This is a genomic window from Sphingomonas bacterium, assembly GCF_903644055.1.
Taxonomy (GTDB): Bacteria; Pseudomonadota; Alphaproteobacteria; order Sphingomonadales; family Sphingomonadaceae; genus Sphingomonas_I.
In genome coordinates this window covers 1-14,428 of the sequence record NZ_CAHJXD010000229.1, presented here as the reverse complement: position 1 = coordinate 14,428, position 14,428 = coordinate 1, and the positions used below count along the sequence as shown (strand labels likewise).

General features: G+C 67.7%; 14 protein-coding genes. 8 read left to right on the top strand and 6 right to left on the bottom strand.

The window, feature by feature from the left end; all coding sequences use genetic code 11:
* On the top strand, window positions 1-611 hold a 611-nt coding region (locus tag HUU94_RS10200; RefSeq protein WP_174274975.1), incomplete at its 5' end, for a TolC family protein.
* Complete coding sequence (locus tag HUU94_RS10195; RefSeq protein WP_254602126.1) at window positions 608-1,078, top strand: DoxX family protein; 471 nt, start codon at window positions 608-610, stop codon at window positions 1,076-1,078. The genes HUU94_RS10200 and HUU94_RS10195, both read left to right, overlap by 4 nt.
* Here HUU94_RS10195 and dinB read toward each other — a convergent pair.
* Complete coding sequence (gene dinB, locus HUU94_RS10190; RefSeq protein WP_174274974.1) at window positions 1,026-2,108, bottom strand: DNA polymerase IV; 1,083 nt, start codon at window positions 2,106-2,108, stop codon at window positions 1,026-1,028. The two genes, HUU94_RS10195 and dinB, sit on opposite strands and share 53 nt — an antisense overlap.
* A gap of 215 nt (window positions 2,109-2,323) precedes the next feature.
* On the opposite strand from dinB, the gene fghA reads away from it, so the two are divergent.
* From fghA to HUU94_RS10175, 3 genes are all read left to right on the top strand, one after another.
* Entirely contained in the window at window positions 2,324-3,160 is an 837-nt protein-coding gene (fghA, locus tag HUU94_RS10185; RefSeq protein ID WP_174274973.1) for an S-formylglutathione hydrolase, read from the top strand.
* On the top strand, window positions 3,160-3,588 hold the full coding sequence (locus tag HUU94_RS10180; RefSeq protein ID WP_174274972.1) for a DUF1810 domain-containing protein: 429 nt from the start codon (window positions 3,160-3,162) through the stop codon (window positions 3,586-3,588). The genes fghA and HUU94_RS10180 overlap by 1 nt, the downstream gene beginning before the upstream one ends.
* A gap of 84 nt (window positions 3,589-3,672) precedes the next feature.
* Window positions 3,673-5,328 carry an inorganic phosphate transporter gene (locus HUU94_RS10175; RefSeq protein ID WP_174274971.1) on the top strand — a complete coding sequence of 552 codons (1,656 nt, stop codon included), beginning with the start codon at window positions 3,673-3,675 and terminating at the stop codon, window positions 5,326-5,328.
* A 182-nt stretch (window positions 5,329-5,510) separates the two neighbouring features.
* On the opposite strand, the gene HUU94_RS10170 is transcribed toward HUU94_RS10175, so the two are convergent.
* From HUU94_RS10170 to HUU94_RS10160, 3 genes are all read right to left on the bottom strand, one after another.
* Complete coding sequence (locus HUU94_RS10170) at window positions 5,511-6,980, bottom strand: PEP-CTERM sorting domain-containing protein (protein WP_217429605.1); 1,470 nt, start codon at window positions 6,978-6,980, stop codon at window positions 5,511-5,513.
* 107 nt (window positions 6,981-7,087) lie between these two features.
* Window positions 7,088-8,143, bottom strand: coding sequence for a glycosyltransferase family 4 protein (locus HUU94_RS10165; protein ID WP_174274969.1), 1,056 nt, complete (start codon window positions 8,141-8,143; stop codon window positions 7,088-7,090).
* Entirely contained in the window at window positions 8,140-9,078 is a 939-nt protein-coding gene (locus HUU94_RS10160) for a UDP-2,3-diacylglucosamine diphosphatase (protein WP_254602125.1), read from the bottom strand. Before HUU94_RS10160 ends, HUU94_RS10165 begins: the two co-directional genes overlap by 4 nt.
* A gap of 170 nt (window positions 9,079-9,248) precedes the next feature.
* Between HUU94_RS10160 and HUU94_RS10155 the strand changes: the two genes are divergently transcribed.
* Together HUU94_RS10155 and HUU94_RS10150 are read left to right on the top strand one after the other, a co-directional pair.
* A complete protein-coding gene (locus HUU94_RS10155) occupies window positions 9,249-9,887 on the top strand; it encodes a class I SAM-dependent methyltransferase (protein WP_174274968.1) in 639 nt (212 codons plus the stop codon).
* Between the two features lie 7 nt (window positions 9,888-9,894).
* Window positions 9,895-10,518 carry a hypothetical protein gene (locus HUU94_RS10150; RefSeq protein ID WP_174274967.1) on the top strand — a complete coding sequence of 208 codons (624 nt, stop codon included), beginning with the start codon at window positions 9,895-9,897 and terminating at the stop codon, window positions 10,516-10,518.
* 4 nt (window positions 10,519-10,522) lie between these two features.
* Here the strand turns inward: HUU94_RS10150 and HUU94_RS10145 are convergent, their stop codons facing one another.
* A complete protein-coding gene (locus HUU94_RS10145; RefSeq protein WP_174274966.1) occupies window positions 10,523-12,172 on the bottom strand; it encodes an aminotransferase class III-fold pyridoxal phosphate-dependent enzyme in 1,650 nt (549 codons plus the stop codon).
* A gap of 32 nt (window positions 12,173-12,204) precedes the next feature.
* Between HUU94_RS10145 and asd the strand changes: the two genes are divergently transcribed.
* Window positions 12,205-13,065, top strand: coding sequence for an archaetidylserine decarboxylase (asd, locus tag HUU94_RS10140; protein ID WP_174274965.1), 861 nt, complete (start codon window positions 12,205-12,207; stop codon window positions 13,063-13,065).
* Between the two features lie 21 nt (window positions 13,066-13,086).
* On the opposite strand, the gene HUU94_RS10135 is transcribed toward asd, so the two are convergent.
* A partial coding sequence (locus tag HUU94_RS10135) for an ABC transporter permease (RefSeq protein ID WP_368039851.1) occupies window positions 13,087-14,428 on the bottom strand: 1,342 nt, incomplete at its 5' end.

Sequence of the window (14,428 nt, the reverse complement as noted above, 5' to 3'; positions counted from 1 at the left end):
GCCCCGACGTCCGCGCCGCCGAGCGCCGGCTCGCCGCCGCGACCGCCGACATCGGCGTCGCGGTCGCCGATCTCTTTCCCAGGCTCAGCCTGACGGGCATGACCCAATTGATCTCGACCGCGCTGGGCAATCTCTTCACGGCGGACAGCCTGCAAGTGACCGCGGCGGCGCAGGCGACCTTTCCGCTGCTCGATTTCGGGCGGCGCACCGCGCAGGTTTCGCTCAGGCGCGCGCAGGCCGACGAGGCCTATCACCAGTATCAGCGGATCGTGCTGGGGGCGCTGCGCGATGTCGAGGATGCGCTGATCCGCATCCGCGCCGAGCAGCAGCGCAACGACGCGCTGAAGGCGGGGCTCGCCGATTCGGGCCGAGCGGTGCGCGCGGTCGAGGCGCGTTACACCAGCGGGCTGATCGATTTCGGCGCGGTGCTCGACGCGCGCCAGTCGCTGTTGCAAAACCAGGACCAGGTGGCGCAAAGCGACGGCATGCTCCGCCGCGACCTGACCTCGCTCTATAAAGCGCTCGGCGGCGGCTGGGAGGATCTGCCGCTGGCCGATGCCGATCCGCGCGCGGCGAGCGGCGCCTATACGCTGCCGAGGAAAAGCCGGTGACGGAACGGCCCGCGCTGGAACGCTGGCGGCTGGTGCTCCGGCTGGTGCTGGCGCTGACCTATTTTTCCGCGGGCTATCTCCACGTCACGCGGCCGCTCTCCTTCATGCGGATCGTCCCCGATTGGGTGCCCGCGCCGCACATGACGGTGATCGTCACCGGCGTCTGCGAGATGCTGGGCGCGATCGGGCTGCTGATCCCGCCGTCGCTGATCCCCTGGATGCGCCGCTTCGCCGGGATCATGCTCGCGCTCTATGCGGTCTGCGTGTTTCCCGCCAACGTGAAGCATGCGATCCACGATCTCACGATCGGTGGGCCGGGCGCGCTCGGCTGGGGCTATCACGGCTTCCGCCTGCCCTTCCAACTCGTCATCATCTGGTGGTGCCTGTTCGCAGGCGGCGTGATCGACTGGCCGTTCAGAGCCCGAGCCCGAGCTGGCTCGCCTCCGGCGCCTTCTCCTCACGGCTGAGCGACGAGAGCGTCAGCCCGAGCAGGCGCACGCCCAGCGGCACCGGGCACAGCGCGGCGAGCAAGGCCTGCCCGGCCTTGCCTATCTCCGCTTGGGTGGAAACCGATGCGGCGAAGCTCCTCGCGCGCGTGATCTGGCGGAAATCGGCGAACTTGACCTTGAGCGTGACCGTCCGCCCCGCCGCCCCGGATCGTTCGATCCGCTCCATCAGCGCCGCGAGGACATTGTCCAGCGCCGCCGCCAGAGCCTCCGGCGCGCTGATATCCTCGAAGAAGGTCCGCTCGGCGCCGACCGACTTGCGGATGCGGTTGGCGCGCACGGGGCGGTCGTCGATCCCCCGCGCGGCGCCGTGGAGATAGGCGGCGAAGCTGCCGAAATGCGCTTCGAGGAAGGGCAGGCTCTGCGCGGCGAGATCGGCGCCGGTCTTGATTCCCAGCGCACTCATCCGCCCGGCGGTGCGCGGGCCGACGCCGTGGAAGCGCGAAACCGGCAGCCCCGCGACGAAGCGCGCGCCGGCGGCCGGCGGTATCACGCAGATGCCGTCGGGCTTGTTGTGGTCCGAGGCGAGCTTGGCGATGAACTTGTTGTACGAAACCCCCGCCGAGGCGGTGAGCCCGGTCTCCGCCTTGATCCTTGCGCGAATCGCCTGCGCGACATCGCGCGCCGAGGCGACGCCGCTGACGTCGAGATAGGCCTCGTCGAGCGACAGGGGCTCGATCGCATCGGTGAAATCGGCGAAGATCGCGCGGATCTGGCGCGAGATTTCGCCATAGACCTCGAAGCGCGGCTTGACGAAGATCAGATCGGCGCAGCGCCGCCGCGCGGTGACCGAGGCCATCGCCGATCGCACCCCGAAGGCGCGCGCCTCGTAGCTCGCCGCCGCGACCACGCCGCGCTCGCGCGTGCCCCCCACCACTACCGGCCGCCCGCGCAGACCGGGATTATCGCGCTGCTCGACCGAGGCGTAGAAGGCATCCATGTCGATATGGATGATCTTGCGCGGCGCGCTTCCTTCCGGCGGATCGGCCATCCCGCCTCTATACGCGCGCGGGCCGTGTCGGCAAAAGCCCGCGATGCGCCGATACGCGCGGGACCGGAGGCTGTCCTGTTCGAGCTGAAACGTCACCCCGGCCTTGAGCCGGGGTCCGCTGCCTGCCGACGCTCAAGAAGAAGCGGGACCCCGGCTCAAGGCCGGGGTGACGAGAGTTTAGCACCAACAGGACAGAGTCCAGGAAGGGCACACGGATGGACATCGTATCGCAAGCCAAGTCCCACGGCGGTTCGCAGGGCGTCTATCGCCATGGATCGGCCGCCACGGGCACCGACATGACCTTCTCGGTCTACGTCCCGCCGCACGATCCGGGGATTAGGCTGCCCGTCGTCTGGTATCTCTCGGGCCTGACCTGCACGCACGCCAACGTCACCGAGAAGGGCGAGTTTCGCCGTGCCTGCGCCGATCTCGGGCTGATCTTCATAGCGCCCGACACCAGCCCGCGCGGCCCCGGCGTGCCCGACGATCCGGCGGGCGCCTATGATTTCGGGCTGGGCGCGGGCTTCTATCTCGATGCCACCGAGCCGCCGTTCGCCGCCCATTACCGGATGTGGAGCTACATCACCGAGGAGCTGCCCGCGCTGATCGCCGCCGAATTTCCGGCGGATATGGCGCGCCAGGCGATCCTGGGCCATTCGATGGGCGGCCATGGCGCGCTGACGATCGCGCTACGCCTGCCCGGCCGCTTCCGTAGCGTTTCCGCGCTGGCGCCGATCGTCGCGCCGATGCGCGTGCCGTTCGGGCGCAAGGCGTTCACAGGCTATCTCGGGCCGAACGAGGCGGCATGGCGCCGGCATGACAGCGTCGCGCTGATCGAGGATGGCGCGCGCCTGCCCGAATTGCTCGTCGATCAGGGCGATGCCGACGAATTCGCCAGCGTCCAGCTCAGGCCCGAGCTGCTGGCGGAGGCCTGCGCCGGGGCGGGCATCCCGCTGACGCTGCGGATGCAGCCGGGCTACGACCACAGCTATTATTTCATCTCGACCTTCATGGCCGATCATCTCCGCTGGCACGCCGAAAGACTGCGCTGATGGAGAGCCTTCGGCGCTTCGTCGACGCGCAGGCGGGCAGCTACGCCACGGCGCTCGCCGAGCTCCGCGCGGGCGCCAAGCGCAGCCACTGGATGTGGTACGTCTTCCCGCAGATCGCCGGCCTCGGCCGCAGCGAGACCGCGCGCTTCTACGCGATCGACGGGCTGGACGAAGCCCGCGCCTATCTCGCCCATCCCCTGCTCGGCGCGCGGCTGCGGGAAAGCGTGGCGGCCATGCTCGGCTGGAAGGACATACGCGGCGCCGACGCGATCCTGGGCGGCATCGATGCGCTCAAGCTGCGCTCGTGCTGCACGTTGTTCGAGGCGGCGGGGTTCGAGGCGGCCGGCGGGGGCGCGGATTTTGCCGAGTGTCTCGACGCTTTCTACGCCGGCGCCCGCGACACCGAGACGCTGCGGCTCATCGGCTGAGATTGCCCGTGTTCGAACGCGAAGCGCGCGGCCATGAAGGTCGCCGAGGCAATCCGCCTATCGTCGAACTGGTCAGGACGTGGAATGGCGACGCAAGCGGTTGATGCGACGGGCGGCCCGGGCAGGGGAAGGGCCGCGCGAATCGCGCTGGATCACAAGGTGCATCCCTCGGCGATCATCGGCTTCTTCGCCGTCCTTCTCGCAGGGCTGGCCTATTCCGGCACGAGCATCTTCCTCGATACGCAGAAGGTCGGCGAGCCGCTGGCGATCGGCGCGTTCCTGTTCCTCGGCCTGGCGCTGGTGATCGCGCTCGGCTTCGAATTCGTGAACGGCTTCCACGATACGGCCAATGCCGTCGCGACGGTGATATACACGCATTCGCTGAAGCCGGTCTTCGCGGTGATCTGGTCGGGCGCGTGGAACTTCATCGGCGTGCTCGTGTCGACCGGCGCCGTCGCCTACAGCATCATCACGCTGCTGCCCGTCGACCTCATCCTCAACGTCGGCTCGGCGGGCGGCTATGCGATGATCTTCGCGCTGCTGATCGCGGCGGTGGCCTGGAATTTGGGGACATGGTGGTTCGGGCTGCCGAACTCTTCGAGCCATGCGCTGATCGGATCGATCCTCGGCGTCGGCCTCGCCAATCAGTTTCTCGCCGGCGGCGTCATGGGGACTTCGGGCGTCGAGTGGAGTCAGGCCGAAAGCGTGCTGCTGGCGCTGCTGGTGAGCCCGCTGATCGGCTTCATCGGCGCGATGCTGCTGCTGTGGGCGATGAAGCGCCTTCTCCCCGATCCCAAGCTCTACCGGGAGCCGGAGGGCGATACCCCGCCCCCGCTGCACATCCGCATCCTGCTGGTCTTCACCTGCACCGCGGTTTCGTTCGCGCATGGCAGCAACGATGGCCAGAAGGGCATGGGGCTGATCATGCTGATCCTGATCGGCGTCGCGCCGACCGCTTATGCGCTCAACCGCACGATGCCCGACAGCTCGACCCCCGCCTTCGTTCGCGCCGCCGCCGAAGCGCAGACGGTGTTCCATGCCAAGGCCGCCGGCGCGCAGGCCGATCCCCGGCAGGCCCGCGAGACGCTGCAACAGGCGCTGCGCACGCATGAGCCCGACGCGGCCCCCGTCTATGCGGCGCTGGAGAGCGTATCGGCGGCGATCAGCGGCGACCTCCAGCATTACGGATCGATCCGCCACGTCCCCGCCGCGCAGACCAAGAACGTCCGCAACGAAATGTACCTAGTCTACGATACGCTGCGCCTGCTGACCCATGACGAAGAGAAGGCCAAGGCCGCCTATCCCGACGGCGGCGACACAAAGCTCAAGGCCTATCAGGACCTGCTGGAGAAGGGCACGCGCTACATCCCCACCTGGGTCAAGGTCGCGGTCGCGCTCGCGCTCGGCCTCGGCACGATGATCGGCTGGAAACGCATCGTGGTGACGGTGGGGGAAAAGATCGGCAAGACGCATCTGACCTACGGCATGGGCGCCGCCGCCGAACTGGTCGCGGCGAGCACCATCCTGCTCGCGCAGGTCAAGGGCATGCCCGTCTCCACGACGCACATCCTTTCGAGCGGCGTCGCCGGCACGATGGTGGCCAACGGCTCGGGGCTCCAGGCGAGCACCGTGCGCAACATCGCGATGGCCTGGGTGCTGACGCTGCCCGCGGCGATGGCGATCGCCGGTCTGCTTTACGCCTTCTTCCTCACCATCGTTCGCGCCACCGGGCACGCTTGAAGCCGTGCGAACCGGACCGGCGGAGCAGAGCTGAGACGATCCTCCCGTTCAGTGCTTATCCGCTCGAACACGTACCCGTCACCCCGGCCTTGAGCCGGGGTCCCACTTCTTCTTCAGCGTTGGCAGGCAGCGGGACCCCGGCTCAAGGCCGGGGTGACGTCTGAGTTTGAACGGGACGGCCTCTAAGAACCGAACCAGGCCGCCCGGCTCCGCTTGGCGCGTGACAGGCCGCCGATCACTCCGAAGCCGAGGATCATCAATCCATAAGTCTCGGGCTCTGGCACCGACGATGTCGCATCCACCGGCGCGAAGGCGACGCCCATGAACTTCGAATCGGGCCCGGCGGCGGCCAGCGTGGTGAAGCTTTCCGCAGCGGGCTTGGCCGTCGCGGCGAGGCTGTCGGTGATCCCGTAGAGATAGGTCTGGTCGGTATCGCCGATCACCGAGCTCGTCGCATAGAGCTCGACCGAATTGCCGGTGACGAGGCCCGCGAGGCCGAACAGGCCGGTAACGCCGGAAGCCGAGGTGTTGGCGACGAGGCCGAGCCCCGCCGAAAGCGTATAGGCAAGGTTCCAGGTGTTGCCCGAAAGCACCCACTTCTGCAGGCCGCCGTTGCCGAGGCCGCTGCCATTGCTGTCGTTGAGCGCCGAATCATTCTTGGGCATGCCGCTGTCGGCGACATAGAGCGTCGAGGCGTTGGCGAAGAAATATTGCTCGGGGCTGAGGTTGATTTCCTGCCCGACCGCGTCGATCCCGTTGGCGGTGTTGAGCGTCACGACCAGCTTGCCCGTGCCGCCCGAATTGCCGAACCCCTTGAGGCTGGTCGGGCCGCCATTGTTGTTGGCGAGCGTGGTCGGCGTGCCCGTGCCCAGCGTGCCGACGAAATCGCGGTTCGATCCCGTGCCCTGCTTGCTGTCCACCGAAACGTAGAGCTGGCCGTTGTAGACCTGCACGTCGCGCGTATCCTGCGTGGCGGTCTTGCCGCTGGTGTCGAGACCGCTGATCGAGGTCGCCGAATGGGCGCCGTCGGTGGCGTAGAATATGCCGCCCGTCTTGTCGCCGCTGACGCCCTGTCCCGATGTGTAGAAGGACGATCCGTCGATCGTGAACGCGCTGCGGGGATTGTTGCCGTTGTAGATATTGTAGAGCGCGGTCGACGTATCGACCGAGCCGTCGACGCCGATGTTCGCGACGACGCGCGCGACGGCGGTATAGCTCTGCCCGGTGAGGCTGCCCGATTGGGCGAGCGCGGTCGGCTTGGTGGGATCGGTCGTGGTGGTGCCGTAGGCGGTGGGATTGGCGTTGAACGCATCGGCGTTGACGCCATAGCCCATGATCACCAGCGAGCGGCCGTCGCCCGAACGCTGGAGCAACCCTTCCGACGAAGAGCCATATTCGGCCGAGATCGCGAAATTGGCGCCCGAGGCGATCTGCGGCAGGACGAGCGAATTGACGTAGCTGACGCTGGAGGTTCCGTTGCGCGCATATTGCTGCAGCGTCAGCGGCGACGCCTGATTATCGGTGAACACGCCCGCGCCGCCGCCGTTGCCCGACACCGAGACGACGATGTTGCCGCCGATGAACAAGGGCGTCGCGGCGAACGCGATCGAAGGGACGAGGAGGGCGAGCGACATCCCACCGAAAAACTTCACGAGACGCATCTGGAACCCCCAAGCACAAAGGCAGCCGAACGATCGGCTGGAGGCATCGCGGTTACCGAAATCGGATGACGTTTTTGTGGCGCTTCCGCGAAATCGGATCAGGCCGCGAGGTCCAGCGCGATGGCGTTGGGGGCCAGCCCGTCGAGAAACTGATCGGTCGAGGCATCCCAACTGTAGCGTCGGCCCTCGGCGACGCAATCGGCCCGCCGGGCGGCAAGCGCCCGATCGATCGCCGCCGGCAGATCGGCATCCAGCGCGCCGATGACGGGAGAGCCGTCGTCCCTCCCTCGTCCCTTCGCGCCGAGGACATCCAGGGGCCCCGGTACCGGGAACGCCGCGACGGGCAATCCCGAAGCAAGCGCCTCGATCATCACCATCCCGAACGTATCGGTGCGGCTGGGAAAGACGAAGAGATCGGCGGAGGCGTAAGCCGAGGCGAGCGACGCCCCATGCATCGCGCCGAGGAAGCGCGCCGCCGGAAAGCTCTTCTCGAGCTGCGCGCGCGCCGGCCCGTCGCCGACGATCACCTTCGTGCCCCGCGTCGGGCATTCGAGGAAGGCCGCGATATTCTTCTCGACCGCGACGCGCCCGACGTAGAGCTGGATGGGACGCGGCAGACCTGCGAGCTGCGGCAGGCGCGGGGCGGCGGGCGAGAAGAGATCGAGATCGACGCCGCGCGACCAGAGATGCGTCCGGGGCAGGCCGTTGCGCTTGAGTTCGGCGGCGAGCGTGTTGGTGGAGACCATGATCCGCGCGGCGGGCGCGTGAAAGCGGCGAACGAGCGGCCAGAACCAGCGCGGCGGCAATCCGGTCCGCATCGCGACATAATCGGGAAAGCGCGTGTGGAACGACGTCGTGAACGGCATCCCCGCGTTGAGGCACCAGCGCCGCGCCGCCCAGCCGAGCGGGCCTTCGGTGGCGATGTGGACGCTGTCCGCGCCAAGCCGATCGAGCGTGCGCGCGACCTCGCGTCCGCAGCCGATCGCCAGGCGGATCTCGGGATAGCTCGGGCAGGCTATCGTGCGGAAGGCATCGGGGGTGATCGTCGCGACATCATGTCCGCGCGCGCGGAGACGCTCGGTCGTGGTCGCGAGCGTGCGCACGACGCCGTTGACCTGCGGAGCCCAGGCATCGCTGACCAGCGCGAGCCTCATGCCGGCACCAGGGCGATCGCGCCGGCCTTGCGGATTTCGCGCGGACGTTCGGCCAGCGCCTCCAGCCGCTTGGCCTCGGCCCAGTCGATGATCTCCATCCGGCCGTCGGGATGCTCGATCAGCGCAGTGCAGCTTTCCACCCAATCGCCATCGTTATAATAAGTGATGTCGCCGAACTGGCGGATTTCGGCCGAGTGGATGTGGCCGCAGACGACGCCGTCGACCTTGCGTTCGGCCGCCGCGCGCGCGACCACTTCCTCGAAGCGCGAGATGAACTGCACGGCGTTCTTGACGCGTTTCTTGAGGTGCGCGGCGAGCGACCAATAGGGCAGGCCGAAGCGCCGCCGCACGATGTTGAGCAGGATATTGCTCTTGAGCAGCAATTCGTAGGCACTGTCGCCGAGGAAGGCGAGCCACCGGGCATAGAGCACCACGCCATCGAACTGATCGCCGTGCAGCACCAGCAGCCGGCGGCCGTCGGCGGTCTCGTGGACCACCTGGTCGACGATCGTGACGTCGCCGAACGCGAGCCCCGTATAGTCGCGCAGCATCTCGTCATGGTTGCCGGGCACGTAGACGACGTGCGTGCCGAGCTTCGCCATCTTGAGCACGCGCCGAACGACGTCATTGTGCCGGGGCGGCCAATACCAGCCCTTGCGCAGCCGCCAGGCATCAATGATGTCGCCGACGAGGTAGAGCGTCTCGCACTCGATCGATTTCAGGAAATCGAGCAGCAGATCGGCGTTGCAGCCCGACGTGCCGAGGTGGACATCCGATATCCAGACGGTGCGAAACCGCTGCCGCGTCCGCCGGTCGGCCTTGATGTCCGGTTCGGAGAGCCAGGCCGGCAGATCGATCGTGGGCCGATGCGGCGCATCGGGCTTCGGGGCGCGATTTCGCCGGGCGACAGGCGGCATGTCCGGTAAGGAAGCCAAGCTCTGATCCTCGCGTCATTGTCAACGACGGCGACAAGTATCGGTTGGCGATGAAAGCTTCGGGACAGATAGGTTGCAGTTCTATGATCGTCTGTCACAAAAAAGCGATGATAGTGTAGCGATATTGTCGCCAAGTTCGTCGATGCTCTGCCGGACGCGGGAGAGTATTCATGGCTACGACGATGCAGACCCGGAATGTCGCGGCGGCCTATGATCGGTGGGCACCGGTCTATGATCTCGTCTTCGGCGCGGTGTTCCGGCGCGGGCGCAGCGCGGCGATCGAAGCCGCCGATCGCCTCGGCGGACGGGTGCTGGAAGTGGGGGTCGGCACGGGCCTCTCGCTCCCCCAATATGGCGCGCATTGCCGGCTCTTCGGGATCGACATTTCGGAGCGCATTCTCGACCGGGCGCGCGCACGCGTCGCCGAACAGAAGCTCGGAAATGTCGAGGCGATCGAGGTGATGGATGCCGAGGCGCTCGCGTTCGAGGCGGGCACGTTCGATTCGGTGGTCGCGCAATATGTGATCACCGCGGTGCCCAACCCCGAACGCGCGCTCGACGAATTCGCACGCGTCGTCCGCCGAGGCGGCGAGATCATCATCACCACGCGGATCGGCGCGGGGCGGGGCTTGCGCGGGAGCATCGAGAAGCTGCTGATGCCGATCACCAGCCGCCTCGGCTTCCGCACCGAATTTCCCTTCGCGCGCTATGCCCGCTGGGCGGCGCGCAACGGCAAGGTCGATCTCGTCGAGCGGAGCGCGCTGCCGCCGCTCGGCCATTTCGAGCTGCTCCGCTTCCGCAAGATCTGAGGCCAAGATGTCCAAAGCTCCCGAAACGATTCTGGCCTTCCGCGCCCAGCTCGATGAGCAGCGCTGGGACGATCACCGCTATTATCATCACTGCCTGATCAACCAGAGCCTGCATTTCCTGAGCGCCAGCACGTTCATCGCCGCCTATATGCTGATGTTCCACGATCCGGCGCTCGCGAGCCTGCTCGGCTGGGGCGTGGCGATGACGAGCCGCCAGGCGGGCCACTTCTTCTTCGAGCCGAAGGGCTATGACGCGATCAACGATGCGACGCATCGTTACAAGGAAGAGATCAAGGTCGGCTACAATCTGATCCGCAAGACCGTCTTCATGACGCTGTGGGCGCTTTCGCCGTTGCTGCTGGTGCTGAGTCCCACCCTGTTCGGGCTGTTCGCGCCCTTGCCGGGGCCGATGGGCTTTTTGCGCCATGTCGGGCTGATGTGGCTGGCGCTGGGGATCGGCGGCCTGCTGTTCCGCACCTTCCAGCTCTTCTTCGTCCGCGACGTGCCGACCGGCATCGTCTGGGCAGCCAAGATCGTCACCGACCCGTTCAACGATTTCCGGCAATATCGCGGCGCGCCGATGCGCCTGCTCAAGGGCGAGCGCTACGATCGTTCGATCGCGACACGCTAGGCGTTCACCGCCCAAGGCGCCGCGCCACCACCTCCCTCAGGATGGCGCGCCGCAATTTCCTGTTGGAGGCGTCGGGCGCATGCCACCACCAGCCGTCTTCGGCCATTGCTTTGGCGGCGCGGACGAAGCGGGTGACGACCTCGTCGAAATCCTCGTCGCTATAATCGAGGCTGAAGATGATCCGCCCGGTGCCGACCCAGCTCAGCAGCAGCCCCTCGGCGCGGAGATAATATTGCAGCATCCAGTTGAAGCGCGAGGGCGTGTCGTACAGCACCGTCCAGATCGAGGAGAGATGCGCGATGCGGACGGGAAGCCCCGCCTCGGCGAGCGCCGCGGTCATCCGCGCCGCGCGTCTGTTCCATCGCGCGTCGAGCCCCTCGTACAATGCCCGGCCCTCGGGCGTATCGAGGTGGCGCAGGAAGCCGTTCATCGCGGCCATCACATAGGGATGCGAATTGAAGGTGCCGCGCGCGAAGCAGATGTCGAGCGGGCGATCGGGATTGTAGCGCCGCATCAGATCGGCCTTGCCGACCAGCACGCCGACCGGCAGCCCGCCGCCCAGCGTCTTGCCGTAAGTGACCAGATCGGGCCGGATGCCGAAATATTCGGCGGCGCCGCCACGCGCCAATCGAAATCCCGTGAAGACATCGTCGAGGATCAGCACGATGCCCTGCTCCCGGCAGACCTGCGCGAGATCCTCCAGCCATTCCCGATAGGCGGCGTGATCGACGCCGGCGTTCCGGCCGCTGTCGACGAGCGTGTTGTCCGATGGCGCGGCGCCGTTGGGGTGCAGCGCCTGCAGGGGGTTGACCAGCACGCAGGCGATGTTCCTGCGGCTGGCGAGAATGCGCAGCGTCCGCTGGGACATTTCGGTCAGCGTGTAGGTGTGGTCGGCGGGCTGGGGATTGCCGATGCCCGGCTGAACGTCCCCCCACCAGCCGTGGTACGCGCCGCAGAAGCGCACGAGATGGCTGCGCCCGCTATGATAGCGCGCCAGCCGCACCGCCTGCATCACCGCCTCGGTGCCGGACATGTGGAAGGACACTTCGTCGAGCCCGGTCAGCGCCTTCAGCCGGGCGACATTGTCGGCGACGATCGGATGCAACGCGCCGAGCACGGCGCCGAACGCCCCCACCTCGGCGACCGCGCCGGCGATCATGCCCTTATAGGCGTCATGGCCCAGCAGGTTGACGCCATAGGATCCGGTGAGATCGTGGAAGGCATTGCCGTCCAGATCGAAGACACAGACGCCTTCCGACCGATCGAAGAAGGCGCCCGTGCCCAATCGCGCGCGGACCTGCTTCGCGAACTGGAACGGCACGCGATAGGCGCCGGTGAATTGCAGGTCGGAAAGGCCGGATTGCGCCTCGGCGGTGAGCGCGCGGCTCTTGGGAAAGCGTTCGGCGAACAGCACCGCCAGCCGATCGAACCCGTCGCGGCGGCGCGCGACGACATCGGCCGGCGCGCCGTCGCACCCGAAGAAGGCCTGCTCGTCATACGAAAAGCCTGGAATCTGCGCGGCGATCCGCCGCGACCAGCGCGGATGCCCGGCAAGCGAGCGATGCTTGGCGCGCGACAGCATCAGCCGGTGGCGCGCCGCGCCGGCGCCGATGGTGGCCGTGCCGAGCGCGACCAGGGAAAGTATCGTCTGCATGGCGCATCATACCGAGCGCGAGGAACGGGATTGTGACAATCAGGCGCACAATCGCGCGCATCGCGGCGCTGGAAGAATTGAACTTCCTGCTGACCAACCGCATTCCGCGCCGGCTGGCGACGCGCTTCATCGGCTGGTTCGGCAAGATCGAGCGGCCCTGGGTGGCGCGGCCTTCGATCTTCGTCTGGCGCCTCTTTTCGGACGTCGATCTGGCGGACGCGGCGACATCCCACTTCCCGAGCATGCACGCCTGCTTCACGCGGAGCCTGCGCCCCGGCGCGCGCGATTTCGGGGCGGCGGGGGACGGCATCGCCAGCCCGTGCGATGCCGTCATCGGCGCGCATGGCCCGATCCGGGGGGACGAGCTCCACCAGATCAAGGATGCGCCCTATCGCCTGAGCGACCTGCTCGGCAGCGCCGACGCGGCGCGCGCGATGGAGGGCGGCCTGTTCGTCACGCTGCGCCTGACGGCGGGCATGTACCACCATTTCCACGCGCCCTGCGATCTGGTCGTCGAGCGCGTCACCTATATTTCGGGCGACTGCTGGAACGTGAACACCCCGGCGCTGAAGCGCGTGGCGCGGCTATATTGCCGCAACGAGCGCGCCGCGATCCATTGCCGCCTGCCCGATGGACGCGCGCTGGTGCTCGTCGCGGTGGCGGCGGTGCTGGTCGCCAGCATCCGCCTGACCTTCCTCGATACCGAACGCGCGATCCGCGCCGGCGGCCCGCGCACGATATCGCTCGATCACCCGGTCCGCCGGGGGGAGGATATGGGGTGGTTCGAGCATGGCTCGACGATCGTCATGCTGCTGCCCGAGGGCGCCGAACTGGACGCGAATGTCGCCGACGGGCTGCGGATCAGGGCGGGCGTCATCCTGACGGGCAAGTAACCCGTCTCCGGGCAAGGACCGTCACTGGTCCCGGAGCGCTTCGGCCGGGCGGGTCCGCAACACGCCGATATTGCCGGCCAGCCCGATCCCGAGCGTCAGCAGGATCGCCGTGGCCAGCAGGCCCGCCAGCACGCCCAGGTCGGGCGCCCAGGCGAGCTCGAAGACGTGCACAACGACGAACCAGCCCGCCGGCACCCCGACGATCAGCGCGACGCCCGCCAGGATGACGGCCAGCAACGCATATTCGAGAGCCTGCGCCGTCAGCACCTGCGCGGCGCTGCCGCCGAGCAGCTTCAGGATGATCGTGTCGTAGCGCCGCGCCCTTCCCGATGCCGCGACCGCGCCGACCAGGACGATGATGCCCGCGATCACCGTGACGGCGGCGGCTGCCCTGACCGCGACCGCGACCTGGCCGAGGATCGTACCGATCTGGCCGATGACGTCGCCCACGCGGATCATCGTCACCGAGGACAAGGCCCCGGCAACGCGCCGCGCGACCGGCCCATCCCGCGCGGGCGCCGAATAGACGCTGGCGAGCAGGCTGTGCGGCGCTTCCTCGATATAGCCGGGCGAGAAGACGATCGCGAAGTTGAGGCCGAGACCGCTCCAATCGATCTTGCGGAGCGCCGCGATCCGGGCCGGCACGTCCACGCCGAGCACGGACACGGTGATCGTGTCGCCGATGCGCAGGCCGAGCGCCTGGGCGGCGCGGTCCTCGAGCGAGACGAGCGGCGGCCCGCGATAGCCCGCCGGCCACCATCGTCCCGCGACGACCTGATTGCGCGGTGGCACATCGGCCGACCAGGTGAGCGTGCGATCGCCGCGCAGCACCCAGGCGCCCGCCGGCAGATTCTTCATATCGATCACCGCAACGCCCTTGATCGCGGTGATCGATCCCCGCAGCGAAGGCACGGCTTCGATCGTCGCGCCCGGCGAGGCTTGCGCGACGGCGGCGCGAAATCGGCCGAGGTCCTCGGGCTGGAGATCGATCGCGAAGAAGCGCGGTGCCTTGGCGGGGGCCGCTCCGACCAGCGCCGCGGAAAGGCTGGTGTCGATCACCGCCAGCGCGACGAAGATCGAGAAGCCGAGGCCCAGCGCCAGCACCAGCCGATCGGTCTGCGCGCCCGGCCGGTGCATGTTGGCGACCGCGAGGCGGATCAGCGCGGACTTCGCGCGCGGCAATCGCGACAGGATCAGGCGGATCGCCAGCCCCAATCCCCATAGCCCCAGCATCAAAGCCGTGGTGGCAGCGATGAACTGGGACGCCAGACGCCGATCGGTCGCGGTTGCGATCGCCAAGGCGATGAGCGCGGCGGCCAGTATCGCCATCACCGCCAGGGTCCGCGCGGAAGGCCAAGCGCTT

Coding starts and splice junctions, on each gene's coding strand:
- dinB (WP_174274974.1), bottom strand. CDS start 2,108: ATGGCCGATCCGCCGGAAGGAAGCGCGCCGCGCAAGATCATCCATATC.
- fghA (WP_174274973.1), top strand. CDS start 2,324: ATGGACATCGTATCGCAAGCCAAGTCCCACGGCGGTTCGCAGGGCGTC.
- HUU94_RS10180 (WP_174274972.1), top strand. CDS start 3,160: ATGGAGAGCCTTCGGCGCTTCGTCGACGCGCAGGCGGGCAGCTACGCC.
- HUU94_RS10175 (WP_174274971.1), top strand. CDS start 3,673: ATGGCGACGCAAGCGGTTGATGCGACGGGCGGCCCGGGCAGGGGAAGG.
- HUU94_RS10165 (WP_174274969.1), bottom strand. CDS start 8,143: ATGAGGCTCGCGCTGGTCAGCGATGCCTGGGCTCCGCAGGTCAACGGC.
- HUU94_RS10155 (WP_174274968.1), top strand. CDS start 9,249: ATGGCTACGACGATGCAGACCCGGAATGTCGCGGCGGCCTATGATCGG.
- HUU94_RS10150 (WP_174274967.1), top strand. CDS start 9,895: ATGTCCAAAGCTCCCGAAACGATTCTGGCCTTCCGCGCCCAGCTCGAT.
- HUU94_RS10145 (WP_174274966.1), bottom strand. CDS start 12,172: ATGCAGACGATACTTTCCCTGGTCGCGCTCGGCACGGCCACCATCGGC.